22 protein-coding genes are annotated in these 23,151 nt (G+C 62.2%); 7 read left to right on the top strand and 15 right to left on the bottom strand.

The features are described 5' to 3' along the window. Positions 1-484: 484 nt before the first annotated feature. The 8 genes from uvrA to BLV67_RS21240 all read right to left on the bottom strand — a co-directional run bounded on the left by uvrA (position 485) and on the right by BLV67_RS21240 (position 12,583). Complete coding sequence (uvrA, locus tag BLV67_RS21275; protein WP_069788454.1) at positions 485-3,004, bottom strand: excinuclease ABC subunit UvrA; 2,520 nt, start codon at positions 3,002-3,004, stop codon at positions 485-487. Next, positions 3,001-4,713: an ATP-binding protein gene (locus BLV67_RS21270; RefSeq protein WP_069788455.1), complete on the bottom strand. Its 1,713-nt coding sequence runs from the start codon at positions 4,711-4,713 to the stop codon at positions 3,001-3,003. The genes uvrA and BLV67_RS21270 overlap by 4 nt, the downstream gene beginning before the upstream one ends. 110 nt (positions 4,714-4,823) lie before the next feature. Beyond that, complete coding sequence (locus tag BLV67_RS21265) at positions 4,824-7,895, bottom strand: error-prone DNA polymerase (RefSeq protein ID WP_069788456.1); 3,072 nt, start codon at positions 7,893-7,895, stop codon at positions 4,824-4,826. Then, entirely contained in the window at positions 7,892-9,304 is a 1,413-nt protein-coding gene (locus BLV67_RS21260; RefSeq protein ID WP_069788457.1) for a Y-family DNA polymerase, read from the bottom strand. The genes BLV67_RS21265 and BLV67_RS21260 overlap by 4 nt, the downstream gene beginning before the upstream one ends. A 7-nt stretch (positions 9,305-9,311) precedes the next feature. After that, positions 9,312-9,926 (bottom strand): translesion DNA synthesis-associated protein ImuA, encoded by a 615-nt coding sequence (imuA, locus tag BLV67_RS21255; protein ID WP_069788458.1) that lies wholly within the window; start codon positions 9,924-9,926, stop codon positions 9,312-9,314. Next, positions 9,926-10,543 carry a transcriptional repressor LexA gene (gene lexA, locus BLV67_RS21250; RefSeq protein ID WP_058422526.1) on the bottom strand — a complete coding sequence of 206 codons (618 nt, stop codon included), beginning with the start codon at positions 10,541-10,543 and terminating at the stop codon, positions 9,926-9,928. Before lexA ends, imuA begins: the two co-directional genes overlap by 1 nt. A 533-nt stretch (positions 10,544-11,076) precedes the next feature. Next, a complete protein-coding gene (locus BLV67_RS21245) occupies positions 11,077-11,664 on the bottom strand; it encodes an NUDIX domain-containing protein (RefSeq protein ID WP_069788477.1) in 588 nt (195 codons plus the stop codon). 67 nt (positions 11,665-11,731) lie between these two features. Then, positions 11,732-12,583, bottom strand: a complete 852-nt coding sequence (locus BLV67_RS21240; protein WP_065929563.1) for an SDR family NAD(P)-dependent oxidoreductase — start codon at positions 12,581-12,583, stop codon at positions 11,732-11,734. 162 nt (positions 12,584-12,745) lie between these two features. On the opposite strand from BLV67_RS21240, the gene BLV67_RS21235 reads away from it, so the two are divergent. Continuing rightward, entirely contained in the window at positions 12,746-13,684 is a 939-nt protein-coding gene (locus tag BLV67_RS21235) for an alpha/beta hydrolase (RefSeq protein ID WP_069788459.1), read from the top strand. 192 nt (positions 13,685-13,876) lie between these two features. Here the strand turns inward: BLV67_RS21235 and BLV67_RS21230 are convergent, their stop codons facing one another. Beyond that, positions 13,877-15,037, bottom strand: a complete 1,161-nt coding sequence (locus BLV67_RS21230) for an alpha-hydroxy acid oxidase (RefSeq protein WP_065929565.1) — start codon at positions 15,035-15,037, stop codon at positions 13,877-13,879. Between the two features lie 121 nt (positions 15,038-15,158). Between BLV67_RS21230 and BLV67_RS21225 the strand changes: the two genes are divergently transcribed. After that, positions 15,159-15,944, top strand: a complete 786-nt coding sequence (locus tag BLV67_RS21225) for a DeoR/GlpR family DNA-binding transcription regulator (RefSeq protein WP_069788460.1) — start codon at positions 15,159-15,161, stop codon at positions 15,942-15,944. Here BLV67_RS21225 and BLV67_RS21220 read toward each other — a convergent pair. Genes BLV67_RS21220 through BLV67_RS21210 form a run of 3 tightly spaced genes read right to left on the bottom strand, consistent with a single transcriptional unit; the run spans position 15,909 to position 17,292 of the window. Next, the gene (locus BLV67_RS21220) at positions 15,909-16,634 is read right to left on the bottom strand and encodes a DUF72 domain-containing protein (protein WP_069788461.1); all 726 of its coding nucleotides are present in this window, start codon (positions 16,632-16,634) and stop codon (positions 15,909-15,911) included. The two genes, BLV67_RS21225 and BLV67_RS21220, sit on opposite strands and share 36 nt — an antisense overlap. Further along, a complete protein-coding gene (locus BLV67_RS21215; RefSeq protein ID WP_069788462.1) occupies positions 16,634-17,065 on the bottom strand; it encodes a DNA methylase in 432 nt (143 codons plus the stop codon). The genes BLV67_RS21220 and BLV67_RS21215 overlap by 1 nt, the downstream gene beginning before the upstream one ends. Positions 17,066-17,067: 2 nt before the next feature. After that, positions 17,068-17,292, bottom strand: coding sequence for a hypothetical protein (locus BLV67_RS21210; RefSeq protein ID WP_065929569.1), 225 nt, complete (start codon positions 17,290-17,292; stop codon positions 17,068-17,070). A gap of 213 nt (positions 17,293-17,505) precedes the next feature. On the opposite strand from BLV67_RS21210, the gene BLV67_RS21205 reads away from it, so the two are divergent. Continuing rightward, a complete protein-coding gene (locus tag BLV67_RS21205; protein ID WP_069788463.1) occupies positions 17,506-18,066 on the top strand; it encodes a type 1 glutamine amidotransferase domain-containing protein in 561 nt (186 codons plus the stop codon). Positions 18,067-18,144: 78 nt separating this feature from the next. Here BLV67_RS21205 and BLV67_RS21200 read toward each other — a convergent pair whose 3' ends face one another. Continuing rightward, on the bottom strand, positions 18,145-18,348 hold the full coding sequence (locus BLV67_RS21200; protein ID WP_069788464.1) for a hypothetical protein: 204 nt from the start codon (positions 18,346-18,348) through the stop codon (positions 18,145-18,147). A gap of 201 nt (positions 18,349-18,549) precedes the next feature. Here BLV67_RS21200 and BLV67_RS21195 point away from each other — a divergent pair, with 201 nt between their 5' ends. Then, positions 18,550-18,804 carry a hypothetical protein gene (locus BLV67_RS21195; protein ID WP_065929571.1) on the top strand — a complete coding sequence of 85 codons (255 nt, stop codon included), beginning with the start codon at positions 18,550-18,552 and terminating at the stop codon, positions 18,802-18,804. A gap of 96 nt (positions 18,805-18,900) precedes the next feature. On the opposite strand, the gene BLV67_RS21190 is transcribed toward BLV67_RS21195, so the two are convergent. Both BLV67_RS21190 and BLV67_RS21185 read right to left on the bottom strand, forming a co-directional pair. Beyond that, on the bottom strand, positions 18,901-19,443 hold the full coding sequence (locus BLV67_RS21190; RefSeq protein ID WP_069788465.1) for a putative natural product biosynthesis protein: 543 nt from the start codon (positions 19,441-19,443) through the stop codon (positions 18,901-18,903). A gap of 62 nt (positions 19,444-19,505) precedes the next feature. Then, the gene (locus tag BLV67_RS21185) at positions 19,506-19,889 is read right to left on the bottom strand and encodes a DUF2946 domain-containing protein (RefSeq protein ID WP_069788466.1); all 384 of its coding nucleotides are present in this window, start codon (positions 19,887-19,889) and stop codon (positions 19,506-19,508) included. Between the two features lie 180 nt (positions 19,890-20,069). Between BLV67_RS21185 and BLV67_RS21180 the strand changes: the two genes are divergently transcribed. From BLV67_RS21180 to BLV67_RS21170, 3 genes are all read left to right on the top strand, one after another. Then, positions 20,070-20,678, top strand: coding sequence for an SCO family protein (locus BLV67_RS21180; RefSeq protein ID WP_017134494.1), 609 nt, complete (start codon positions 20,070-20,072; stop codon positions 20,676-20,678). Next, positions 20,678-21,154 carry a copper chaperone PCu(A)C gene (locus tag BLV67_RS21175; RefSeq protein ID WP_065929574.1) on the top strand — a complete coding sequence of 159 codons (477 nt, stop codon included), beginning with the start codon at positions 20,678-20,680 and terminating at the stop codon, positions 21,152-21,154. Before BLV67_RS21180 ends, BLV67_RS21175 begins: the two co-directional genes overlap by 1 nt. Positions 21,155-21,434: 280 nt before the next feature. Then, a complete protein-coding gene (locus tag BLV67_RS21170) occupies positions 21,435-23,063 on the top strand; it encodes an argininosuccinate lyase (RefSeq protein WP_244160742.1) in 1,629 nt (542 codons plus the stop codon). Positions 23,064-23,151 lie beyond the last annotated feature (88 nt).

Genomic DNA, 23,151 nt, shown 5'->3' with positions numbered 1-23,151 from the left:
AGCAACAGCAACAGCAACAGCAACAGCAACAGCAACAGCAACAGCAGAGCCATACTCGGTCAAAGGTGGGAGCGGGCTTGCTCGCGAATGCGGTGTGTCAGAGACAGATGAATTGACTGACCCACCGCATTCGCGAGCAAGCCCGCTCCCACATTTAGACCGCGTTGCATCAGGTAGATAGGCTGTTGCTTTGCACTTGATCTGGCTTTTGATTCAACCACTCAGGTCGGCTTTCAGGCCGCCGTGCTCTGCTTTTGATCTGAGGCGCCCCGTTAACCACGATGGCCGAACGCAGGCGGGGCACCGAGTGGTGGGGCACAGACCTTTCGGTTACTTTTGGCTGGGCCGGCATTCCGGGCGTTTGCCAAAAGTGACCCGCTGTAAGAGCGGAACCATAGGCCGCCGTTACCGCAGCAACGGATATGTACACCGACAAACCGCCATCACAGGCAAGCCAGCTCCCACAGTTAATCGGCGTTGAAACTTACACCAACTCCCGCGCCAAAAACGGTGCAGTGCGACTGGCCTTGCTCTTGGCCACCTTCTGCGGCGTACCACGAGCCACCACCTTCCCGCCCAAATCCCCCGCCCCCGGCCCAATATCAATCACCCAGTCCCCCTGGGCCACCACGCGCATCTCATGCTCCACCACGACCACCGTGTGCCCCGCATCCACCAGATGATTAAGCTGACTCAGCAAACGGTCCACATCCCGAGGATGCAAACCCGTAGTCGGCTCATCCAACACATACAACGTCGCGCCTCTGGCATTACGTTGCAACTCGGTCGCCAACTTGATCCGCTGCGCCTCACCGCCGGACAGCTCGGTCGCCGGCTGCCCCAGACGCAGATACCCCAAACCGATATCCCGCAACACTTGCAACGAACGCAACACCCCAGGCTGCTCGGCAAACACCTCGACCGCCTGCTCCACCGTCAACTCCAGCACCTGGGCAATGCTCAAGCCTTGCCACTTGATCGCCAACGTTTCAGGGTTATAACGCGCCCCATGACAGGTCGGACACGGCGCATACACACTGGGCATAAACAGCAACTCGACACTGACAAACCCTTCCCCCTCGCAATGCGGGCAACGGCCCTTGGCGACGTTGAACGAGAACTGCCCGGCATCGAGATGACGCTTCCTGGCCGCCGGCGTTGCCGCAAACAATTTGCGCACGTTATCGAACAACCCGGTGTAAGTCGCAAGGTTGGAACGCGGCGTGCGGCCGATGGGCTTCTGGTCCACCTGCACCAAACGTCGAATCTGTTCCAAACCGCTGCTGATCCGCCCGCCGCTGCTTTGCGGGGCAGCGTCTTCAAGGCTCGGTTCCTCGTCGCTTTCCAGCACACGTCCCAGCCCTGTCCCCACCAGTTCCAACAGTGCCTGGCTGACCAGGCTGGATTTGCCCGAACCGGAAATACCCGTCACCGCCGTAAAGCAACCCAGCGGGAAATCCACGCTCAGGTCCTTGAGGTTATTACGCGTCACGCCTTCAAGCTTCAGCCAGCCGGACGGCTCACGTCGCGTACGGCTGCAAGTGCGGCGCTCGGCGAACAAATACTCGCGCGTCTGCGACGCCTGCACATCCGCCAACCCGGCGGGCGGGCCGCTGTACAGCACTTGCCCGCCGTGCTCACCGGCAGCCGGGCCCACGTCGATCAGCCAGTCGGCGCGGCGCATGGTTTCCAGGTCATGTTCCACCACAAACAACGAATTGCCAGCGGCTTTCAAGCGTTCAAGCGCAGTGAACAATGCTTCGCCATCTGCCGGGTGCAGGCCCGCCGAGGGCTCGTCCAGCACATAGATCACGCCGAACAGCTGCGAGCCCAGTTGGGTGGCCAGGCGCAGGCGCTGCAATTCCCCGGACGATAATGTGGGCGTGCTGCGCTCCAGGGACAGATAGCCCAGGCCCAACTCGGTGAGGGTGCTGACCCGCTCCAGCAAGTCCTGGGCGATACGCTGGGCCGCCAGGCGTTTTTCCACCGACAGTTTCATCGTGTCCTGCCCCGCCGCCACCGGGCGCAGCAACTCGGCCAACTGCGCCAGCGACAGCTGCGACAGCGCGCCGATGTCCACCCCGGCAAACTTCACCGACAGCGCCGCCTTGTTCAAGCGCTTGCCCTCACACGCCGGGCAGGCGCTGCCCTGCATGAACTGCGACACGCGCTTTTTCATCAAGGCGCTTTGGGTGTGGCTGAAGGTGTGCAGGATATAGCGCCGCGCGCCACTGAACGTGCCCTGGTAGCTGGGCTCCAGCTTGCGTTTCAGCGCGTCGCGGGTCTGCTGCGGGGTGAAGCCTGCGTACACCGGCACGGTCGGGGTTTCTTCGGTAAACAGAATCCAGTCGCGCTGCTTTTTCGGCAGGTCGCGCCACGGGATGTCCACGTCATAGCCCAGGGTCACAAGGATGTCGCGCAGGTTCTGCCCCTGCCACGCCAAGGGCCAGGACGCCACCGCACGCTGGCGAATGGTCAAGGACGGATCGGGCACCATCAGCGCCTCGGTCACCTCATACACGCGGCCCAAACCGTGGCAGTGCGGGCAAGCGCCCTGGGGCAGGTTCGGTGAAAAATCCTCGGCGTACAGCATCGCCTGCCCCGGCGGATAACTGCCGGCACGCGAATACAGCATGCGGATCAGGCTCGACAAGGTGGTGACACTGCCCACCGACGAGCGTGCACTTGGCGTGCCGCGCTGTTGTTGCAGGGCCACGGCCGGTGGCAAGCCTTCGATAGCGTCCACATCGGGCACGCCGACCTGGTCAATCAGGCGCCGCGCATAGGGCGCCACCGATTCAAAATAGCGGCGCTGAGCCTCGGCATACACCGTGGAAAACGCCAGGGATGATTTGCCCGAACCCGATACGCCGGTAAACACCACCAGGGCATCCCGGGGAATGTCCACATCGACGTTACGCAGGTTGTGTTCGCGGGCGCCGCGCACACGCACAAAGCCTGGGCGCTGGGCAGTGATCGGGGGGATGTCGCGCTGTGACGTCATGGGCAACCTTGTCTGGCGGTGAGCACGCTGCGCACCCGTTGCGTGAGGGCTTCGGGGCTGTAGGGCTTGCTCAGCAGATGAATGTCGGGGCTCAGCAAATGCGTGCTGGAAAGAATGTCGCGGGTGTGGCCGGACGTGAACAGTACCGCCACCGGCGGGTGCTGCACGCGGGCCCAGTCGGCCAGGTCGGTGCTTTTGACCCGGCCGGGCATCACCACGTCGGTAAAGATCAGGTCCGGGCGCACGTCGTTTTGCAGGGCCTGCATGGCCCGGTCGCCGTCTTCGGCGGTCAGTACGGTGTAGCCCGATTGCTGCAGCAACTCGACCACGGTCAGGCGCACGCCTTCGTTGTCCTCGACCACCAGGATGGTTTCCTGGCCGCCGCTGTGGGTTGCCTGCTCGGTGTCTATCTCACCACATTCGGGTTCCAGGCTGCGGGGGAAATACATCTGCACCACCGAGCCTTTGCCCTCCTCGCTCCGTACGTCCACATGCCCGCCGCTTTGGCGCACAAAACCAAACACCATGCTCAAGCCCAGGCCGGTGCCGTGCCCTTCGCGCTTGGTGGTAAAGAACGGCTCGAACGCACGCTTGAGCACCTCCTGGGGCATGCCGACACCGGTGTCGGTCACCGCCAAACGCACGTATTCACCGGGCTTGATGCTTTTACCGATGCAATCGCCCGGGTTGAGGATGATGTTTTCCCCACTGATGCGAATCACGCCCTCGCCTTGCATGGCATCACGGGCATTGATCGCCAGGTTGAGCAGCGCGTTCTCCAATTGGTTGCGGTCGACATTGATGCACCAGGAGTCCTGGGGCAGTTGCACATCGATATGAATGGTCTCTCCCAACGCCCGTTGCAGCAGTTCGCCTAAACCGGCGTAGATACGTTGTGGGTTGTACACCGCCGGCGACAACGGCTGGCGACGCGCAAACGCCAACAGTTGCGAGGACAGCTTGGCGCCGCGCTCCACCGCCGCAATGGCCGCCGTGACCCGGCGCTGCACCTGGGGGTTGTCCGGCTCGTTGCGGGCCAGCAGGTGCAGGTTGCCGGCGATCACTTGCAGCAGGTTATTGAAGTCATGGGCCACGCCGCCGGTCAGGCCGCCGATGGCTTCAAGCTTCTGGGATTGGCGCAACTGGTCTTCGGCGGCCGAACGCGCTTGCACTTCGGCGGCGACGCGTTGCTCCAGGTTATGGGTGAGTTCCTGGCGCAGGCGCTCGGAATGCACATGCTCGGTGGTTTCCACCACAATCGCCAACACCCCGGCCGGCTGTTGGTTATCCCCGGCGACGGGGCTGTAATAGAGGTCCAGCCAGACGGTTTCCGGCTTGCCATTACGCAACAACACCAGGTCTTTGTTGTTAAACGTCAAGGTGCCGCCCGCCAGGCAGGTGTCGACCACGTGGCGATTGAACTCGGCCACTTCCGGCCAGCCCAGCTCCACCGGCGTGCCGAGCAAATACGGGTGCCGGCCGCCGGCAAACACCGAATAGCTGTCGTTGTAGATCATATAGCCCGACCGCCCCCACAGCATCACCATCGGCACGGGCGAGGCCAGCATCATCTGCACGTTGCAGGCCAGGCTGGCGCTCCAGGTGTCGATCGGCCCCAGGTCGGTCGTCGACCAATCGAAGGCACGGATACGCTGGGCCATTTCACCGGACCAGCCTTCACAGCCATAAGGGTTGGATAAAAATTGCATCGGTTGGCTCTGTGCAAAGAGAGGGTATTTGCAACGTTTTGGAGCGCGCCAGCGGCGGATGGTTTCACTTGTTATAAGTTAGGAGGTAATGGCGGCAAAAACCACTGCCTTCAATGAAAATCCCGGCTGCGCACAGGGATGCCTTCCAGCAGTGGCGTCAGGTCGGTGAGACGCCCGGCAATCAGGTGCCGCACCTCACCCACCGCCTCCCAGCGCCCGTCGACTTTGAGCAACCGCGACCCCACTAATGCTGGGCGCTGGCGTTCTGCCAGGTCGCGCCACACCACCACATTAAGGTTGCCGAATTCATCCTCCAACGTCACAAAGGTCACGCCACTGGCGGTGCCAGGGCGCTGACGCCCGGTCACCAGACCAGCCACACTGACATTGCGCCCATGCTCCACCGTCATCAGCTCCAAAGAGCTGCGGCAGCGGCGTCTACGCAACTCATCACGCAGCAACGCCAGCGGGTGCGGGCCCAGGGTGGTGCCAACCGTGGCGTAATCAGCCTGCAAGTCTTCGCCAACCGTCGGCGCCGGCAATTGCACCGCCGCTTCTTCGGGGCTCGGCAGGCCCGCGAACAAGCCCAACTGTTTATGCACGCCTGCCACTTCCCAGCGTGCCCTGTGCCGGTTGCCCGCCAACGCACGCAAGGCCCCGGCATCCGCCAGCAACGCCTGGGCCCGCGCATCCAGCCCGGCACGCTCGTCCAGGTCGGCAATGTCGCTGAATACCCGACGCTGGCGCGCCGCCTCGATACGCCGCCCATCCTCCTCACGAAAACCCGAGATCATGCGCAAGCCCATGCGAATTGCCGGTTGCTGGCCGTCGACAGGCTCCAGGCTGCAATCCCAGTCACTGGCCAGCACGTCCACCGGGCGGATCTGCAAGCGGTGGCGCCGCGCATCCTGCAGGATCTGATCCGGGCTGTAGAAACCCATGGGCCAGCTGTTGATCAAGGCGCAGGCGAACGCCGCCGGCTCATGGCACTTGAGCCAGCAACTGGCGTAGGTCAGCAAGGCAAAACTGGCCGCATGGGACTCGGGGAAACCATAGCTGCCAAAGCCTTTGATCTGCTCGAAGATCTGCGCAGCAAATTCCTCGCTGTAGCCGTTCTTGAGCATGCCGGTGCGCAGGCGCTGCTGATGCGGTTCGAGGCCGCCATGGCGTTTCCACGCGGCCATGGAGCGGCGCAACTGGTCGGCTTCGCCGGGGCCATAGTCGGCGGCGACCATGGCGATCTGCATCACCTGTTCCTGGAACAGCGGTATACCCAAAGTACGTTCAAGGACGGCTTTGAGTTGAGGTGACGGATAAGTGGTGGGCTCTTCGTTATTCCGGCGCCGCAGGTACGGATGCACCATGCCGCCCTGGATCGGCCCAGGCCGCACAATCGCCACCTCGATCACCAGGTCGTAGAAATTCTTCGGTTTGAGCCTGGGCAGCATCGACATCTGTGCCCGCGACTCGATCTGGAACACGCCGATGGTGTCAGCCTTGCTGATCATTGCGTAGGTGGCCGGGTCTTCCTTGGGTATGCCTGCCAGAGACATATCGCGATCGCGATGGCGGCGCAGCAAGTCGAAGCAGCGGCGGATCGCGCTGAGCATGCCCAGCGCGAGGATATCCACCTTGAGCAGGCCCACGGCGTCGAGGTCGTCCTTGTCCCACTGGATAATGGTGCGCTCGGCCATGGCGGCATTTTCCACCGGCACCAGGGTGTCCAGCGGGTATTCGGAAATCACAAAGCCGCCAGGGTGCTGGGACAAGTGCCGGGGGAAGCCGATCAGTTGTTGAGTCAATGTCAGCACACGCCGCAGGATCGGGCTTTGCGGGTCGAAGCCGCCTTCGCGCAGGCGCGCAAGCGGCGGCGCATCTTCACTCCAGCGCCCGCAACAGTCGGCCAGCGCGTTGATCTGGTCCGGCGGCAAACCGAGGGCCTTGGCCACATCACGCACCGCGCCGGACGCGTGATAACTGCTGACCACTGCCGTCAAGGCCGCGCGGGTGCGGCCGTAGCGCTGGAATACGTACTGCAGCACCTCTTCACGGCGTTCATGTTCGAAGTCCACGTCGATATCCGGCGGTTCATTGCGCTCCCTGGACAGGAAACGCTCGAACAGCATGCTCGTCAGGCTCGGGTCGATTTCGGTGATGCCCAAGGCAAAACACACCGCCGAGTTGGCCGCCGAACCCCGGCCTTGGCACAGGATCGAACGGCTGCGGGCAAAGCGCACGATGTCATGCACCGTCAAAAAGTAGCTTTCGTAGCCCAGCTCGCTGATCAGCACCAGCTCCTTGTTGATCTGCTGCAAGGTCTTGGCGTCGACACCGTGGGGCCAGCGTTGAGCAATGCCTTCTTCAGTCACCGCGCGCAGCCAGGATTGGGCATCATGGCCTGCGGGCACCAGCTCGCGTGGGTAGTGGTAGCGCAACTGGCTGAGGTCAAAGGTGCAACGTTTCGCGATGGCCAGCGTTTCATCACGCAGCGCTTGCGGGTACAGCGCGGCCAACGCCTCGAGGCTGCGCAAATGCCGCTCGCCATTGGGGTGCAGGCGCGTGCCGGCTTCGGCCACCGGCACGTGATGACGGATCGCGGTCATGGTGTCTTGCAAGGCGCGGCGACCCCGGGCGTGCATGTGCACATCGCCGCAAGCCACCGCCGGGATCTGCAGGCTGGCGGCCAGGGCCAGGCGCTGCTGCAAATGGCGCGCATCGTCCTGGCCGCAGTGCAGGTGCACCGCCAGCCACAGGCGTTCGGCGAAGGTGTGTTGCAGCCATTGGAGGGTGGCCTGGGTGTCGCTGTCTTCGGCCACCCACAGCGCCAGCAGGCCGGGCATCGGTTGTTCGAAGTCGGCGTGCAGCAGGCGGTAACGGCCTTTTTCGGCGCGGCGGCGAGCCAGGGTAATCAGCCGGCACAGGTGTTGATAGCCGCTGAGGTCTTCGACCAGCAATACCAGTTTCGGGCCGTTTTCGATGCGCATCTCGCTGCCGATAATCAGCGGCAAATCCACCGCCTTCGCCGCCTGCCAGGCCCGCACGATGCCCGCCAAGGTGCATTCGTCGGTGATCGCCAGGGCGCTGTAGCCTTGGCGCTTGGCACGTTCGAACAGCTCCAGCGCACTGGACGCGCCGCGCTGGAAACTGAAATTGGACAGGCAATGCAGCTCGGCATAGCTCATGCGAACCAGCCTTGCAGCCACAGCCCGTCGTTTTGCCCTACATGGCGATAGGCCCAGCCTTGCTGGCCGGCACGGGTGCGGATCAGGTAATAGTCGCGGCGGATATCGGCGCCGTCCCACCAGCCGGATTCAATACGTTCCGGGCCCATCAGGATCTGCACGCCCTGCTCGGCCAGCAAGGTCGGTTCAGTCAGCAACCAGCCGGGGCGCTGCACCTTGTGCAAGGTCGGGCACGCACGGCTGTCGGCGCTCGCCTGCCAGGCACATTCGGGGCGGTGGTCGGCGTGAAAGCGCAGGCTTTGGACGGCCTCATCGCCCAGCCGTGCGCGCAGGCGTTCGCGCAGTTGCTCCCAAGGCAAGGTTTGTTGCGGGCGATCGTCGAACAGGTCCTGGCGTTGCGGCACAAACACCGGCAGGTCCTGGGCCACCAGGCGAAAACCGCGCACCGGTGAGGTGACTTGCACCTGCTCCAGGCGGCCACGGGCCAGTTCGAACAGCATCGACGGTTCACGCTCGGCGCTGAGCAGGCCGACCTTGATCACGCTGTCGGGCGCCTGGGCGTGTTCCAGGTGCAAGTCGAAGCGCTGCACGCCACTGTCGCGCCCGCAGAGAAAGGCGGACAAATCACCGGTCAGGCGCCGTAACGGGAACAGCAACGCCTGGTGTGACTGCACGTCGAAATTCAGCTCGATGCGCACGTCGAACTGATCCGGCGGCTGGTAAAACGCCAGGGCCAGTGGGCGCTGCCCGCTCAGGGCATCCAGGTGCTTGAGCAAGCCGGCGTCAAAGCGCCGCGCCAGCGTATGCCGAGGCAACGCCTGCACTTGGGCCAAAGTGCGCAAGCCCATACGCGACAAGGCCGTGGCCGCCTGCGGGTCAAGGCCGGCGCGGTCGATGGGCAGTGGCGCCAGGGCCTGCTGCAGGGCGTCCTCGCCGATCGCCAAACCATCGTAAATATTCGCCAGCACCCGCGCCGCCGCCGGGTTGGGCGCGGCGACGATACGATGGCGAAAGCCCAATTCGCTCAACTCCTGGCGCAAGCGCGCCTCGAACTGCGGCCACGGCCCGAACAGGCCCAGGCTTGACTCGATCTCAAACAGCAACGCACGCGGGTAATACACGCTGACCTGGGAGCTGAAACGGTAGGCCCAGGCGGCGAGGAACTGCTGCCAGCGCTCGATTTCGGCGGGGTCGTATTCGGCGCTGGCAAAGGTCTTGGCCAGGGCATGCGCGGCCGTCAGCGATTGACCAGGCCGCAGCCCCAAAGCCCGGGCAGCGGCATTGACGGTTTGCAGCACGCGACGCTGCGGCGTGCCGGCCAGCAGTACCAAGGGTTGGTCCGGCTCGGGGTGCACACGCTGCACCCCGTCCAGCGCCAATTGCGGGAAGACAATACACACCCAGCGCATGGCAACCTCAGTGCCCCGCCAGGGCAATCGGCGCCGGGTGGGCCAAACCGCCCCGGCACTTGAGCACCCGCACTTGCGCAGGTTTTGCCTCGACGGCCAGGCGCAAGGCGGCGGGCGATGAATTGACCGCCTCGCTCAAAGCGCGCCAGGCAAACGCCAGGGTCTGGCCGGTCTCGGCCGCCACCTGCAAGCGCCGCAAGGCACGGTCATCGGCCTTGCGCGGCCAACACAACACCGCGCCGCAACTGCCGGAGCGCAGGCACTGCTCCACCGCCCACAACACGTCATGCGCCTCGGCCTGGATCACCGAAAGCTGACGCAGATCCACCCCGGCATTCTGCCAGGCGTGGGGGTACGGCGTGTAAGGCGGCGCCACCAGCACAATGCGCTCGCCCGCCGTTGATAAGCGGGCCAGGGTGGGCAACACCAATTGCAGCTCACCAACGCCCTCCTTCGCCATCAGGATTTCACTCAGCGCCGACTCCGGCCAACCGCCCGTGGGCAACACCGCGTCCAGCGCCGCCAGCCCAGTGGGGTGCACGCTGGCGGGTGGCGCGGCGGGCCGGCCTTTCCAGACGCGGCCGCCATTGAACAGCGTGTCCAGAGCAACGACGGCGCCCATCAACCTTGCCTCACCAGGCCGCAGAACACCCCTTCGATGGCCAGGTCCTGATCCGGCCCGACCACAATCGGTTGATACGCGGGGTTGCGCGGCAGCAGGCGCACCTGCTCGCCGTGGCGCTCAAAGCGTTTGATGGTGACTTCGCCGTCCAGGCGCGCCACCACAATCTGCCCGTTCAAGGCTTCGACGCTGCGGCGTACGCCCACCAGATCACCGTCGAGGATGCCGTCTTCGATCATCGAATCGCCCTGAACACGCAGCAGGTAATCCGGGGTTTTGGCGAAAGTGGCAGGGTCGAGTTGCAGACGGTTGTGCACTTCGGCATCGGCGCCGATGGGCAGACCGGCGGCGACACGGCCGAGTACCGGCACGTCCAGCCACTCAGGGCGCGCCGGCTGGTTGAGCAGGCGGATGCCACGGGCCTGGTTGGGGTTGACCTCGATAAAGCCGGCTTCGGTCAAGGCCACCACATGTTTGCGTGCGACGCTGCGCGAGGCAAAACCGAACGCCTCGGCGATCTCGGCGAGGCTTGGAGGCTGGCCTTGTTGCGCGATGCGGTCGCGGATAAAGGTCAGGATGGCGGTGCGGCGGGGGGTCAGGGTTGTCATGGAGTACATTTGTACTCTTGTGAGAAATTTCTGACAATAGCCGGTAGTCGGGAGGGTTGGATTGGATACCTATCCATTAAGGATGTAAGGGCCGGCGCCGGAGCAACAGCAACAGCAGAGCAATACTCGGTCAAAGGTGGGAGCGGGCTTGCTCGCGAATGCGGTGGGTCAGTGACAGATAAATTGACTGACCCACCGCTTTCGCGAGCAAGCCCGCTCCCACATTTAGACCGTGTTGCATCAGGTAGATACGCTTTGGATTTGCACGTGATCCGGCTCTTGCTTCAACCACTCAGGTCGGCTTTCAGGCCGCCGTGCTCTGCTTTTGATCTTGATCTGCTTTTGATCTGAGAATCGCCCCGTCAACCACGATGGCCGAACGCAGGCTTGAATCCGTGGGCAACCCGGCAGGACGCCGGGTTAGCCGCGCTGGGCCAGGGATGGCCCATCGCGGCGGCCCACGGATTCAAGCCTTCGTTCTGGCATGCCGAGCCTAGGCGAGGCACCGAGTGGTGGGCGATGTACTCAATCACCCCACTCAATTACCAGCCATCTTTAAGCATCCGCAACTCCAGATGCTGCAACAGCATGATGGTCTTGCCATCAACAATCTCCCCACTCTGCACCATCGCCAGCGCCCGCTCAAACCCCAGCTCCAACACTTCGATATCCTCGCCCTCCTCCGCTAGCCCGCCCCCCTTACCAATCTGATCCGCCCGCGAATACTCACCGATAAAAAAGTGAATCCGCTCTGTCACCGACCCTGGACTCATAAACGCCGCATAGATTTTTTCCACATGACCCACGCGATACCCGGTCTCTTCCTCAGCCTCCAGACGAATACGTTCTTCAGGACTGGCATTGTCCAGCAACCCGGCAGCCGTTTCGATCAAGTAGCCAGGGTAATCGTTGACAAACGTAGGCATGCGAAACTGCCGGATCAACAGCACCGTGCGCTGCTCACGGTTGTACAACAGGATGGTCGCGCCATTACCCCGGTCATACACCTCACGGGTCTGAGCCTGCCAGCTGCCATCCTGGCGGCGCAGGTCGAAGCTGTACTTTTTCAAGTTGTACCAGCTGTCTGAAAGGGTTTCTTCGGCGGTGATGCGAATAGGGCTGTTGTCCATGGTCGGGCCTTTGCTCATAGAAGCCGGGAGCATGTCGCGCCAGCAATGTCAGCGTCAAGCGGCCCGCTTACAGAGGCGGCTGCTTGATGCGCAACCACGCGGCGGCGACTTCTTGCGCACTGGCCGCCTTGATGCGCGCAAGATTACGCGGGTACTCCACTCCGGGGTTTTCCGTAAAGCGCGTGGCGGTGAATTGACCATTGCTGGCACGCAGGATATAGCCGGTGTCCTGGCACTGCCCAGAGGCCAGGAACACCACGCCCGGCGTCACCCACTCAGGCTTGAGTTCATCCGGTTCGTCGGTCACGCCCCACATGCGCGTCTTGGCCACCGGCGAGATCGCGTTGACCTTGATGCCGGCCTCGGCGCCTTCATGGCTCAGTGCGTTCATGATGCCCAATTGCGCCATCTTGCCGGCGCTGTAGGCCACCAGCCCGGTTTGCTCGTATTGCACGTACATGGCGCGGTCGGAGGTAGTCAGGATGATGCGCGGCGCCGCCGAGCGCAGCAGGTGCGGCCAGGCGTGCTTGCACAGCCAGAGCGGCGCGTAGAGGTTGATGTCCATGGCACGCTGAAGGAAGCCGGCGTCAAGGTCGGCGATGTTCTGGTAACCGACCCAACCGGCATTATGGATCAGGATATCGAGCTGGCCGTAAGCCTCGAGGGTGAAGCTGATCAGTTGTCGGCAGGCCTCGTCCGTAGACAGGTCACCGCCATGCCCGAGTACCGCCAGCCCTTCGGCCTGCAAGGCTGCGGCCGCCGCGTGCACCACCGACGCATCGGTGCCGGCGCCCAGCTTGTCGGCGCCGATATCGCTGATCACCACCTGCGCGCCGCCTTGGGCCAGCGCTCGTGCATAACTGAGGCCCAGCCCGCGCGCGCCGCCGGTGATGATTGCCGTTTTGCCGGTGAAATCCATTTGCATGTTCTCCTGTTCGGCCGTCCACCCTAACAACTCGAACGCGGGTTGTTCAAGGCTGCAACACTTTGCAAGCAATCCCCGTCTACGGCCGTCGAATTAATGCCTGCCTGCCCACGCCATCTGGTAAAACGCCTGCTTCGCCTTTGTTCTGGAACCTTCATGTCCGCTCGTTTTCTGTCCCGCCTGGGCCTGCGCTGGTTTCCCCTGCTGTGCATGGCCATCCTGATTGTCGGCCTGCCGGTGGGGTGCGCCGTGCTGCAACACAAGGAGCGCGAACTGGTGTTTCGCATCGAGCCGGGCACCGCCGGCTGGTACACCGGCCTGCCCAAGGCGGTGCAGGAATTCGATATCAAGCCGCCCAGTTTTAAATCGGGGCAGAACCTGCACGGCTGGTGGTACCCGGCCGCCAACAAAGACGCGCCGGCCATCCTCTACCTGCACGGCGTGCGCTGGAACCTCACCGGGCAGTTGTTTCGCATTGAACAGCTGCACGCGCTGGGCTTCTCGGTGCTGGCCATCGACTATCGTGGGTTTGGCCAAAGCCATGGTGATTTGCCGTCAGAAACCAGTGTGTATGAGGACGCGCGCATTGCCTGGGAACGTTTCCAGATATTGCAGCCTGACCCCGCCAAACGCCTGCTCTATGGGCATTCGCTGGGCGGCGCCGTGGCTATCGACCTCGCCGCTGAGCTGAGCAGGCAAACGCCTGTGCCGGTGCGCGGGCTGGTGATCGAGTCCACCTTTACTTCCCTGGGGGATGCAGCCACCGCCGTGGCCAATACCTCGTTGCCGGTGCGTTGGCTGCTGTCGCAGAAATTCGATTCCATCGACAAGATTGCCGACGTGCACATGCCGTTGCTGGTGGTGCACGGCCTGGCCGACCAGTACGTGCCACCGCGCTTCAGCCAGCAGTTGTTTGAAGCCGCCCAGGAACCCAAGCGGTTGTTACTCGTACCTGGCGCCACCCATAACAACAGCATGAGCCTGGCGGGTCGCAGTTATGGCCAGGCATTGGAAAAACTGCTGCAGGCGAAGATGCCAGCAACAACGCCAGCAACAATAGCCAAGCACTCCACAGGTCGAGACGGCGAGTCGTAACCGCACTTTTCGGCACTGGGTTCGCGCTTGGCTGTCAAGCGCCAACCCTGCTCATACTGGCCCAAAACCAATTCTGATCAAATATTAACCGAAGGTTAAATCGCCAACCCTGCCGGGCCTTCGCAAAGTTATCCACAGAGATACCCACGGTTTTCGTGGACAACTCTTTTTACTTTTTTACGATTTTTTTGCTCAGCAAACCCCTGTGGGAAAGCTACCCGGCAGCAAAATCTCGCGATTCACATCGCGTATATCGTTATAGCCACACAGTGCCATCGACACATCCAACTCGCGGGCGATGATGTCAAGGGCCTTGGTCACACCGTCTTCACCCAGCGCGCCCAACCCATACAAATGCGCGCGGCCGATCATGGTGCCTTTGGCGCCGAGAGCCACGGCCTTGAGCACGTCCTGGCCGGAGCGAATGCCGCCATCGAGCCACACTTCAATCTGCTCGCCCACAGCCTCTGCAATCGCCGCCAATTGGCTGATGCTCGACGGTGCGCCATCAAGCTGGCGGCCACCGTGGTTGCTCACCACTAACGCATCCGCACCGCAATTGGCGGCCAGCCGCGCATCTTCCACATCCAGGATGCCCTTGATAATCAGCTTGCCGCCCCAGCTTTTTTTGATCCACTCCACATCGTCCCAGCTCAAGCGCGGGTCGAATTGCTGGCCGATCCAGGATGACAGCGAGGTGATATCGGCCACACCTTTGACATGCCCGACGATATTGCCGAAGCCATGGCGCTTGGTGCCAAGCATGCCTGCTACCCAACGCGGCTTGGTCAGCATATTGAGGATATTCGGCACGGTCAGCTTGGGCGGCGCCGACAAGCCGTTGATCAAGTCCTTGTGGCGCTGGCCAAGAATCTGCAAATCCAGGGTCAGCACCAGCGCGTCCACACCGGCAGCCTTGGCGCGCTCGATCAACTGCTGCATAAACGCGCGATCACGCATCACATACAACTGGAACCAGAACGGTTTGCCGACGTGGGCGGCAATGTCTTCCAGCGAACAAATGCTCATGGTCGACAAGGTATAACGCAGGCCGAAAGCGGCGGCGGCGCGGGCGGTGAGGATCTCGCCGTCGGCGTGCTGCATGCCCGCCAGCCCGGTGGGCGCCAGGGCCACGGGCATGGCCATGTCCTGGCCGATCATGGTGGCGCGGATTGAACGCTCATCGATATTGCGCGCCACCCGCTGGCGAAACTGGATGCGGGCGAAATCGCTTTGATTGGCCCGGTAGGTGCTTTCAGTCCAGGAGCCGGAGTCGGCGTAATCGTAGAACATCCGTGGGACACGTTTTTGCGCGAGCTTGCGTAAATCTTCGATGGTTGTGATCAACGGCATCTAGGTCACCTCTCCCTGAACTGAGCCTGGAGATTAACCGCCCATCGGCCTGGCAGCCAGCCATTGCGTTTGCAGCGGCGGGCGACTAATCTCGCACAAAACCGCAAAAAGACGCACAAACATGCATAACACCCATCAAGCTATTGACCTGCCCTCGTTGCGCAAACAGAAAATCCTGTTGTTGCTGGAACGTGACGGCAAAGTCACTGCATCGGAATTGGTCGAACACTTTGCCGTGTCCCAGGACACCATCCGCCGCGACCTCGGCGAACTCGCCGCCGCCGGGCTGCTGCAACGCGTGCACGGCGGCGCCCTGCCCCGGCCCAAAGACACCGGCAAGGATTTTTTCACCCGCGTCGGCGAAACCAACGAGATCAAGCGTCACCTTGCCCGACTGGCTGCCGACCGGGTGCAAGACGGCCAGATCGTACTGTTCGATTCCGGCTCGACCACGCTGCAGATCGCCCAGTCCTTGCCGCGCTCGATCCGCCTGACCGTGGTCACGCCGTCGCCAATGATCGCCATCGCCTTGGCCGATCATCCCGAAGTCAAAGTGATCCTCGCCGGCGGCCAACTCAACCCCGCCACCCTGTCCACCAGCGGCCAGGACGCCGTGCGCATGATCCAGAGCATCAAGGCCGATTTGCTGTTTACCGGCGTCTGCGCGCTGCACCCGCAAGTGGGCATCAGCTCGCTGCATTTCGATGAAGTGGCGGTCAAGCAAGCCCTGCTCGACAGCGCCTCCCACGTAGTGGCCGTGACTATGGCGGACAAGCTCGGCGCGGTGGAACCCTTTGTGGTGGCGCCGTGTAACCGCATTCATACGCTGATTACCGAATGGCATGTGCCGAGTGTCGAGGCGTATGAGCAATTAGGCTTGGAAGTGCTGCGGGTAGAGGTCGAGTAGCAACAAGCCATCGGTCACGGCGTGGCCGCTGGCGGTGTTGTCGAAGATGCACCAGGCAGGAATGCCTGATTCGGCACATTGACGCAGCTGTTCAGCCAGCGCCTGCACCCGTTGCGGGCCATAGGCACTGTGGTAGATACGCGGCGAGCCATGCAGGCGCCAGTACTGCACGCCCTGCCAACCTGCGCCGGCATCGAGCACCGCGGGGTCGGCGGTCACGCGGCCTATCTGCAGGTCCACCAGCAATGCCTGCGCCTCAAGCCAACTGGCGTGCCGTGGTTCAAGCACCACGGCACCGGCAAAACGCTGGCGCAATGCGCTGAAAAAATCCAACGCCACGCTGGGTTCATAACGCAGCGAAGGCGGCAATTGAATCAGCAGGCAGCCGAGTTTTTCGCCCAAGTGCAAGCACTGTTCAAGGAACTCATCCAGTGCCGTCTCGCAGTGCTGCAAGCGCAGTTCATGGGTGATGAGCTTGGGCGCCTTGAGCGAAAACCGAAACTGCGGCGGCACCGACTGCGCCCAGCGCTTGTAGGTGTTGGGCTGGTGCGGCCGATAAAAGGAGCTGTTGATTTCCACCGCGTTGAAACGCGATGCATAGCGCTGTAAATGCGTGCCCTCACCCGCAAAATCCGGCCAGTGTGCGCGCGGCAAACTCCAGCCGGCACAGCCCACGTAGAGCGGCGCCATCAAAACAAGACCTTGGCCGCGTCACGCATGAAGATTTCAACGGTCTTGGGGCCCACGCCGTCGAATTCGGCCAGGCGTTTTTCGAATGCCTTGCGGTCAGGGCTGGCGCTGCGGATATGGCTGATCTTGCCCGCGTACTCGGCATTCAACTTGGCGCTGAGGTCGAGCAGACGCTGCGCCGTGCTTTCGTCGTAACGCACGTAATGGGCCCGCCCGAGCATCGAAACCAGTTCACGCGACGTGCAGTGTTGCAACTTGCGTGCAGTGTCGCGGCCCTCCTCCTCCACGATCACCTTGTAAGCCTGCGCCGCAATGGGCGCCTGAATACGCTTGCCCATCAGGAAGCTGGCGATAAACCATTTGAACAGGCTGGCGTCATCATCGGGCGCCAGTTCAATACCCAGTTCAGCCGCCGTGATCGACCGGGCCATGCTCAGTGGCCCAGCTTGCGCTCGGCCTTGGCGGCCTGCTCGTTGATGGCGTCAGTCTGGCGTTCGGTGTCCTTGATCGAGGTGGGCGTGAGCACCTTGTCCACGCTTTTGGTCTTCGGGTTTGGTTGTTCCAGCGTCTGCCCCTTGGCAGGTTGTTGGCGGCCTTTCTGGGCGTCTTCGGAGCTGATGGGTTCCGGGGTTTTGTCGACAGTCTTGGGGTCGGTCATGGTCAATCTCCTGGCTATTGAACGCCCGCAAAAAGCAGCAGGCACCTATGCAGCAGAGGCCGGTGCTTTTGGATAGTTCAGGATTTTTGCAGGCCGGGCTTTATCGAAAACCACCCACGAAAAAACTCCAAATTAATTTAAACCTTTGCCGCCCACGCTCGATCCACTCTCCCACACAGCATGATTAATCCATCCAGCAGGAGAGACTCGACCATGAGCTCACAACTCAACGGCAAGAACATCCTCATCATCACCTCCAACACCGGCATCGAGCGCGACGAGCTGCTCAAGCCTCTGCAAGCACTGCGTGGCTATGGCGCGACGGTGACACACGGATCCAGCAAAGGCGGCACCGTGCAGACGTTCGTCGGCGACACCGAGAAGGACCAGACCGTGGAATCGGAGGTCAAGCTGTCGCAGGTGCTGAGCAGCGACTTCGACGCGCTGGTGATTCCCGGCGGTACCGTGAATGCCGACACCCTGCGCCAGGACGCGGCTGCGCTGAAGTTGATCAGCGACTTCGCCAAAGCCGGCAAAACCGTCGCAGCGATCTGCCACGGGCCATGGGCACTGATCGATGCCGGCGTGATCAAGGGCAAGACCCTTACCGCGTATAAAAGCGTGCGCATCGACCTTGAAAACGCAGGCGCCGCAGGTGTGGTCGATGCCCAAGTCAAAGAGTGCAAGGCCAATGGCTGGACCTTGATCACCTCGCGCACACCGGATGACTTGCCGGCATTCAACGAGGCGATTGCCAAGGCGGTCGCAGGTTAACGGGCAGGCTTGAACGCAAACAGGCGCCCATGGGCGCCTGTTTGCTGTGTGGCTTGTGTTCAGTGTTTACGGTGCTATTTATTTACGGTGCTGGGCCATCTCACGTTTTGGCCCGACCATGGCCCAGGCAATCAGCCCGAACAGCGGCACAAAAATCAGAATGATCAACCACAACCCCTTGGTCTCCCAGCCGCCGGTGCTGCGCAACACGATGTTGATCGCCCACAGTTCCAACACCAGCAAAATCACCGCCAGCACGATCCAGATATAGTCTATTTGCATGCATCACCTCCTGAGGTCGTATGTATTAGGTCAAGGGATCGGCGTGAGGGTTCATTAAAATTATCGGTGCGGGGCCTTTCGTCGTGGCGGCGAAAAAAATCCAAACTTTGCCAGATCCCCTGCACTCCCAATTAATGCCTCCCTTTGGATTCAGAGCAAGGGACGCTTGTGACAGGTGAAGCATGGAAAAGGATTCTCGTCATGAAGACCGGTATTTCCTGCAAGATCGTGTTAGTCATTTGCCTGGCTGGATGCTTGGCAGCACCCGCCTACGCAGCCTTTGGCGATGCCATACCCGGCTCGGCCCTGCCTCCGGGCACCTACCCCAGCACCCCGTCGGACAGCAACAAAAAAGCTCAAACGCCGCCGAAGGAAAAAACTTCCTCCAGCGGCTCGTCAACTCAGCAGCAAGGCGGGAAGAAAACCCAGAAAAAAGCCCCCAAAAAAGACCGTTGATAAAGAGCGGGGGCTGCTGCTCAGGGCAAATCTGCTCGCCACAGTGATGGTGATCGTCCTGGAGCCACAGTGTCACGCCATGGATTCGCCAGAACCTCAAGGCACCGGCAACCAGCCGCTGAAACCGTTTTTGGCCAGCGGGCACCAGGCAAAGTCGCCTGCCGGGTCCGGCAGTACCTGATGCTCAATGCCCGTCAAGGCGTCGCCCTTCCAGTCGAACACCCTTGCGTTTCGCCAGGCCAGGACCACGCCCTGTGCCTGGCTTTCATCGGCACTGATCCAACGTGCCGCCGCAGCCGCCATAAAGGCCTCGATCGGTTCCTCATCGATGCGCGCCCGATAGGAAGACGCCAACAGCCAGCGGCACACATTCAGGTGGTAGGTCCAATCCTGGGCGACCTGGTTGCGATAGGCCCAGGTCATGAAGCTGCGAAACAGGTTCAGGCCCTCCGGCGGGTCGAGCTTGAGCAGCGCGGGGCAGATATCGAACAAGGTGTGCCAATACGGCAACAGACGTGCATCCAGGTGCACGAAGCAGCGCGAATTGCTGGGGTATTCAGGGCGCGAGGGTTCGGCGTGCAAACGCCGGGATGCCTTGCTGACCAGGCGGCTGGCGCCTGCTGGCAATGGTGGGTTCATGAAACGCACTCACAGTCGTGACGATAGAACGCCTCCTGATCACAGGAAGCCCAAGGCACACGTCAGAAAGTGGGGGAAGCGCGAGGGTTGGCCGAGGGCCAGGAATAGCGTGGAGGGGCTTTGCTGCGCCGTTCATGGGCCGGGCGCGGGGTTTGCCCAAGGCCAAGCAGCCAGGCCAGGCCGATCATGAACACGATGGCCACGGTCACGGCCGCGCACACCGGGCAGGCAAAGTAGTTCGAGATGTTGCTGGAGGCCGTGTTTCCCAACCCTTTGTCGGAAAGCGGCGCCTGGCTGCCGTCCACTGAACAGAACGCCCCGCCGATACCATTGAGCTGCTGGCCCATCATCTGCCCATGCCCCAAACCGCAGACGAACAGGTTCATCAGCACGCAGAAGTACAGGGCCCAGGCGATCAGCGAACGGTCGGGGTGGCTCAATTTCATGGCGGCGACTCTACCACCGAAGCCGCAAAAGGATGAAGCGCCGCGCGCCCCTGTGGCAGAACGTCGCAGATTACGTGGGCTGGCCGGGGTTGGTAGACTGTGCGCCCGCATCATTACTCCTTTTCAAAGCCTGAACTGTCGATCCAGAGCAATGCAGGCGTTTCACAGGATGCACAGTTGATGAGTACGTTATTCACCCGCCGCAAAGTGCTGACCGGTATGGGCCTGCTGGGCCTGGGCAGCCTGCTGGGCGGCTGTGACTACAGCCCCAAGCTGAACTTCAAGTACGGCAAGGACCTCAGTGACAAGATCATGGGCCGCACCTTCAAGCTCAAGAACACCGACGGCGAAACCGTCACCCTGAGCTCGTACCGTGGCCTGATGCCGGTGGTGTTCTTCGGCTTCACCCAATGCCCGGCCGTGTGCCCCACCACCCTGGCCCGCGCCGCCCAGGCCAAGAAGCTGATGGGCCGCGATGGCAAGATCATGCAGGTGGTGTTTATCACCCTCGACCCCGAGCGCGACACCCCCGAATTGCTCGACCGCTACGTCAAGGCCTTCGACCCCAGCTTTGAAGCGCTGTACGGCACCCCGGAAGAAATCGCCGTGGCCGCCAAGGAGTTCGGAATCTTTTATGAAAAGATCCCGGCCGGGGACACCTACACCCTGTCCCACACCTCCACCAGTTTCGTGTTCGACACCCGTGGCAACCTGCGCCTGGGCCTGTCGGCATCCCTTACCGCTAAAGAGTGCGCAGAAGACCTGCTCACCGTCATGGAGGTCTGCTAATGACTGCCGTTCAAACCCTCAAGCGCCTGACATTCGGCCTCACCCTGCTGGGCCTCGCGGCGCACGCCAGCGCTCAGGTACAGGTCAGCGATGCATGGGTACGCGCAACCGTGGCGGGCCAGACCTCCAGCGGCGCGTTCATGACCGTCACCGCCGACAGCGACAGCAAATTGCTGAGCGTGAAGTCGCCTGCGGCCAAGGACGTGCAGATTCATGAGATGAGCATGAAGGACGACGTGATGCGCATGGGCCCGGTGGATTCGGTGACCCTGCCTGCCGGCAAAGCGGTCAAGCTCGACCCGGAGGGCTACCACGTGATGCTCATGGGCCTCACCGGCCAGATCAAGCAAGGCGACGTGGTGCCGCTGACCCTGACCGTGGAAAACGCCAAGGGCGAGAAGCAGACGATTGAAGTAGATGCCCCGGCCCGCGCGCTGACCGACATGGGTGACATGGACCACAGCAAGATGCACTGAAAACCGCTGATGAAGGTGGGCGCTGGCTCGCCTGCGATGCAAACACCTCGGTGTGTCAGGTAGACCGCGTTGATGCCATCGCAGGCAAGCCAGCTCCCACAGAAAGCAGTTCGCGGCGCGCACAAATCTGCTTTTGACCTTGATCTGGCAAGCACCATCAGCCATATCCAAAACCTCTGCCGTCAACACTTTCTATATATTTTCAATCTACCCGCACACCCGCTAGCCTGATTGCGCCGCAACGACGGCCCATAACGCCAACAATAAATCAGGTGTCTGCGTGAACAACATATCCCCCCAACGTGCGCTGAAAAGCCTGCTTTCCCTCGCCGTGACCCTTGCCCTGTTTAACAGCCTCAACGCCTATGCCGCCAACACCGGCGAACTGCCCTGCACCACCACCGAACAATGCGCGGCCCAGGCGGCCAGGGTCGGCGCCACGCCCGACAGCTCGCAAACCGAGCACAAAGCCAAGGGCGACCCCACCCAGACCCAGTTCGCCTGGCTCAACCGCATCAACAAAGCCTCGATCGTGATGCTCACCGAAGAAGGCATCGTCAAACCCGAGATGGGCCAGGAGATCGCCGGCGGTGTGCGCTACGCCATTGCCCAGGCCGACCAGCCCGGCGGCACGCGCCCCAGTGATGTACTGCAACTGGAAAAAATCATGACCGACAAGATCGGTCCCGAAGCCTCGTTGATCCACTCCGGCCGCAGCCGCCAGGACATGCTTGCCACCTACCGCCTGGCCGCCCTGCGCAGCCAGGTGCTGGCCTACAGCGAAGCGCTCAACGCCACACGCCAGCGCCTGCTGAACATTGCCGACAAAAACGTCGACACCCTGGTGCCCGCCTACACCAACGGCGTGCAGGCCATGCCCATCAGCTATGCGCATTACCTGCTGGCGTTTGAAGCCGCTTTCGACCGCGACGGCCAGCGCATCCGCGAGCTGTACACACGCTTGAACCAGAGCCCGATGGGCACCGCCGTGCTGGCGAACTCGGCGTACCCGCTGAACCGCGAGCGTCTGGCTGAGCTGCTGGGCTTTGATGGCGTGCGCGAGAACTCGCTGGATTCCAGCCAGGTCTCGACCTATGACATCCCCATCGAAGCGGCCAATATGGCGTCATCGTCCGCCATCCGTGTGGGCGCAATGATTGGCGATATCCACACCCAGTACCATCAGATCCGCCCCTGGTTGCTGCTCGATGAAGAAGCCACCTACACCAGCAGCGCCATGCCGCAAAAACGCAACCCGGGCTTGCTGATGCGCGCGCGTGAGAGTGCCTCGGACGTGGTCGGCCTGGCCCAGGCCGTGACCTTGCGCGCTCACAACGTCACCACCGGCATGACCGACTACAAGTTCGCCTTCGACTCGCTGGGCGTGTTCCGCTCGACCCAGGAAATGTTCCACAGCCTCGACGCGGTGCTCGACGCGCTGCAGATCAACCCGCAGCGCGCGCTCGAAGAACTGGAGTCGGAATGGACCACCTCGATGGAGCTGGCCGACACGCTGGAGCGCCAGTACAAAGTGCCGTTCCGCATCGGCCACAGCTTTGCCTCGTTGATCGTCACCCAAGCGCGCAGCAACGGCACCACGCCGAAGACCTTCGCCTACGCCGACGCGCAGAAGCTGTATAGCCAGGCGGCGGACAAGTACAAATGGACGCCCACTACCCTGCCGCTGGATGAGGCCGGTTTTAGAGCGGCGCTGTCGCCGACCAACATGGTCCAGACCCGCAAGGGCACCGGCGGCCCGCAGCCGCAAGAGGTCAAGCGCATGCTGGTGGAGGCGCGCAAGACGCTGCAGGCTGATCAGCAGTGGCTCAAGGAGCGGCGTGAAAAGCTCAAAAGCGCCGAAACCCATCTCGACCAGGCCTTCGATAAGCTGGCCGACAGCAAGCGCTGAACCGATTGTGGTGGTCGCGGGCTTTGGGCATATTGACGGCCGGGCCGCGTGCGGCCACCCACCACTGCGTCTTGTCACGGGATAGGCC

It is taken from the genome of Pseudomonas salomonii (genome assembly GCF_900107155.1).
GTDB classification, from domain to species: Bacteria; Pseudomonadota; Gammaproteobacteria; order Pseudomonadales; family Pseudomonadaceae; genus Aquipseudomonas; species Aquipseudomonas salomonii.
Note: the sequence above shows the minus strand (reverse complement) of the source record. Positions and strands in the feature narration are given on the sequence as shown.

Coding starts and splice junctions, on each gene's coding strand:
- BLV67_RS21230 (WP_065929565.1), bottom strand. CDS start 15,037: ATGCCGTTGATCACAACCATCGAAGATTTACGCAAGCTCGCGCAAAAA.
- BLV67_RS21245 (WP_069788477.1), bottom strand. CDS start 11,664: ATGGACAACAGCCCTATTCGCATCACCGCCGAAGAAACCCTTTCAGAC.
- BLV67_RS21260 (WP_069788457.1), bottom strand. CDS start 9,304: ATGCGCTGGGTGTGTATTGTCTTCCCGCAATTGGCGCTGGACGGGGTG.
- BLV67_RS21215 (WP_069788462.1), bottom strand. CDS start 17,065: ATGGCCCGGTCGATCACGGCGGCTGAACTGGGTATTGAACTGGCGCCC.
- BLV67_RS21200 (WP_069788464.1), bottom strand. CDS start 18,348: ATGCAAATAGACTATATCTGGATCGTGCTGGCGGTGATTTTGCTGGTG.
- BLV67_RS21205 (WP_069788463.1), top strand. CDS start 17,506: ATGAGCTCACAACTCAACGGCAAGAACATCCTCATCATCACCTCCAAC.
- BLV67_RS21190 (WP_069788465.1), bottom strand. CDS start 19,443: ATGAACCCACCATTGCCAGCAGGCGCCAGCCGCCTGGTCAGCAAGGCA.
- lexA (WP_058422526.1), bottom strand. CDS start 10,543: ATGTACTCCATGACAACCCTGACCCCCCGCCGCACCGCCATCCTGACC.
- BLV67_RS21240 (WP_065929563.1), bottom strand. CDS start 12,583: ATGGATTTCACCGGCAAAACGGCAATCATCACCGGCGGCGCGCGCGGG.
- BLV67_RS21195 (WP_065929571.1), top strand. CDS start 18,550: ATGAAGACCGGTATTTCCTGCAAGATCGTGTTAGTCATTTGCCTGGCT.
- BLV67_RS21265 (WP_069788456.1), bottom strand. CDS start 7,895: ATGAGCTATGCCGAGCTGCATTGCCTGTCCAATTTCAGTTTCCAGCGC.
- BLV67_RS21225 (WP_069788460.1), top strand. CDS start 15,159: ATGCATAACACCCATCAAGCTATTGACCTGCCCTCGTTGCGCAAACAG.
- BLV67_RS21185 (WP_069788466.1), bottom strand. CDS start 19,889: ATGAAATTGAGCCACCCCGACCGTTCGCTGATCGCCTGGGCCCTGTAC.
- BLV67_RS21235 (WP_069788459.1), top strand. CDS start 12,746: ATGTCCGCTCGTTTTCTGTCCCGCCTGGGCCTGCGCTGGTTTCCCCTG.
- BLV67_RS21210 (WP_065929569.1), bottom strand. CDS start 17,292: ATGACCGACCCCAAGACTGTCGACAAAACCCCGGAACCCATCAGCTCC.
- BLV67_RS21175 (WP_065929574.1), top strand. CDS start 20,678: ATGACTGCCGTTCAAACCCTCAAGCGCCTGACATTCGGCCTCACCCTG.
- uvrA (WP_069788454.1), bottom strand. CDS start 3,004: ATGACGTCACAGCGCGACATCCCCCCGATCACTGCCCAGCGCCCAGGC.
- BLV67_RS21220 (WP_069788461.1), bottom strand. CDS start 16,634: ATGGCGCCGCTCTACGTGGGCTGTGCCGGCTGGAGTTTGCCGCGCGCA.
- BLV67_RS21270 (WP_069788455.1), bottom strand. CDS start 4,713: ATGCAATTTTTATCCAACCCTTATGGCTGTGAAGGCTGGTCCGGTGAA.
- BLV67_RS21180 (WP_017134494.1), top strand. CDS start 20,070: ATGAGTACGTTATTCACCCGCCGCAAAGTGCTGACCGGTATGGGCCTG.
- imuA (WP_069788458.1), bottom strand. CDS start 9,926: ATGGGCGCCGTCGTTGCTCTGGACACGCTGTTCAATGGCGGCCGCGTC.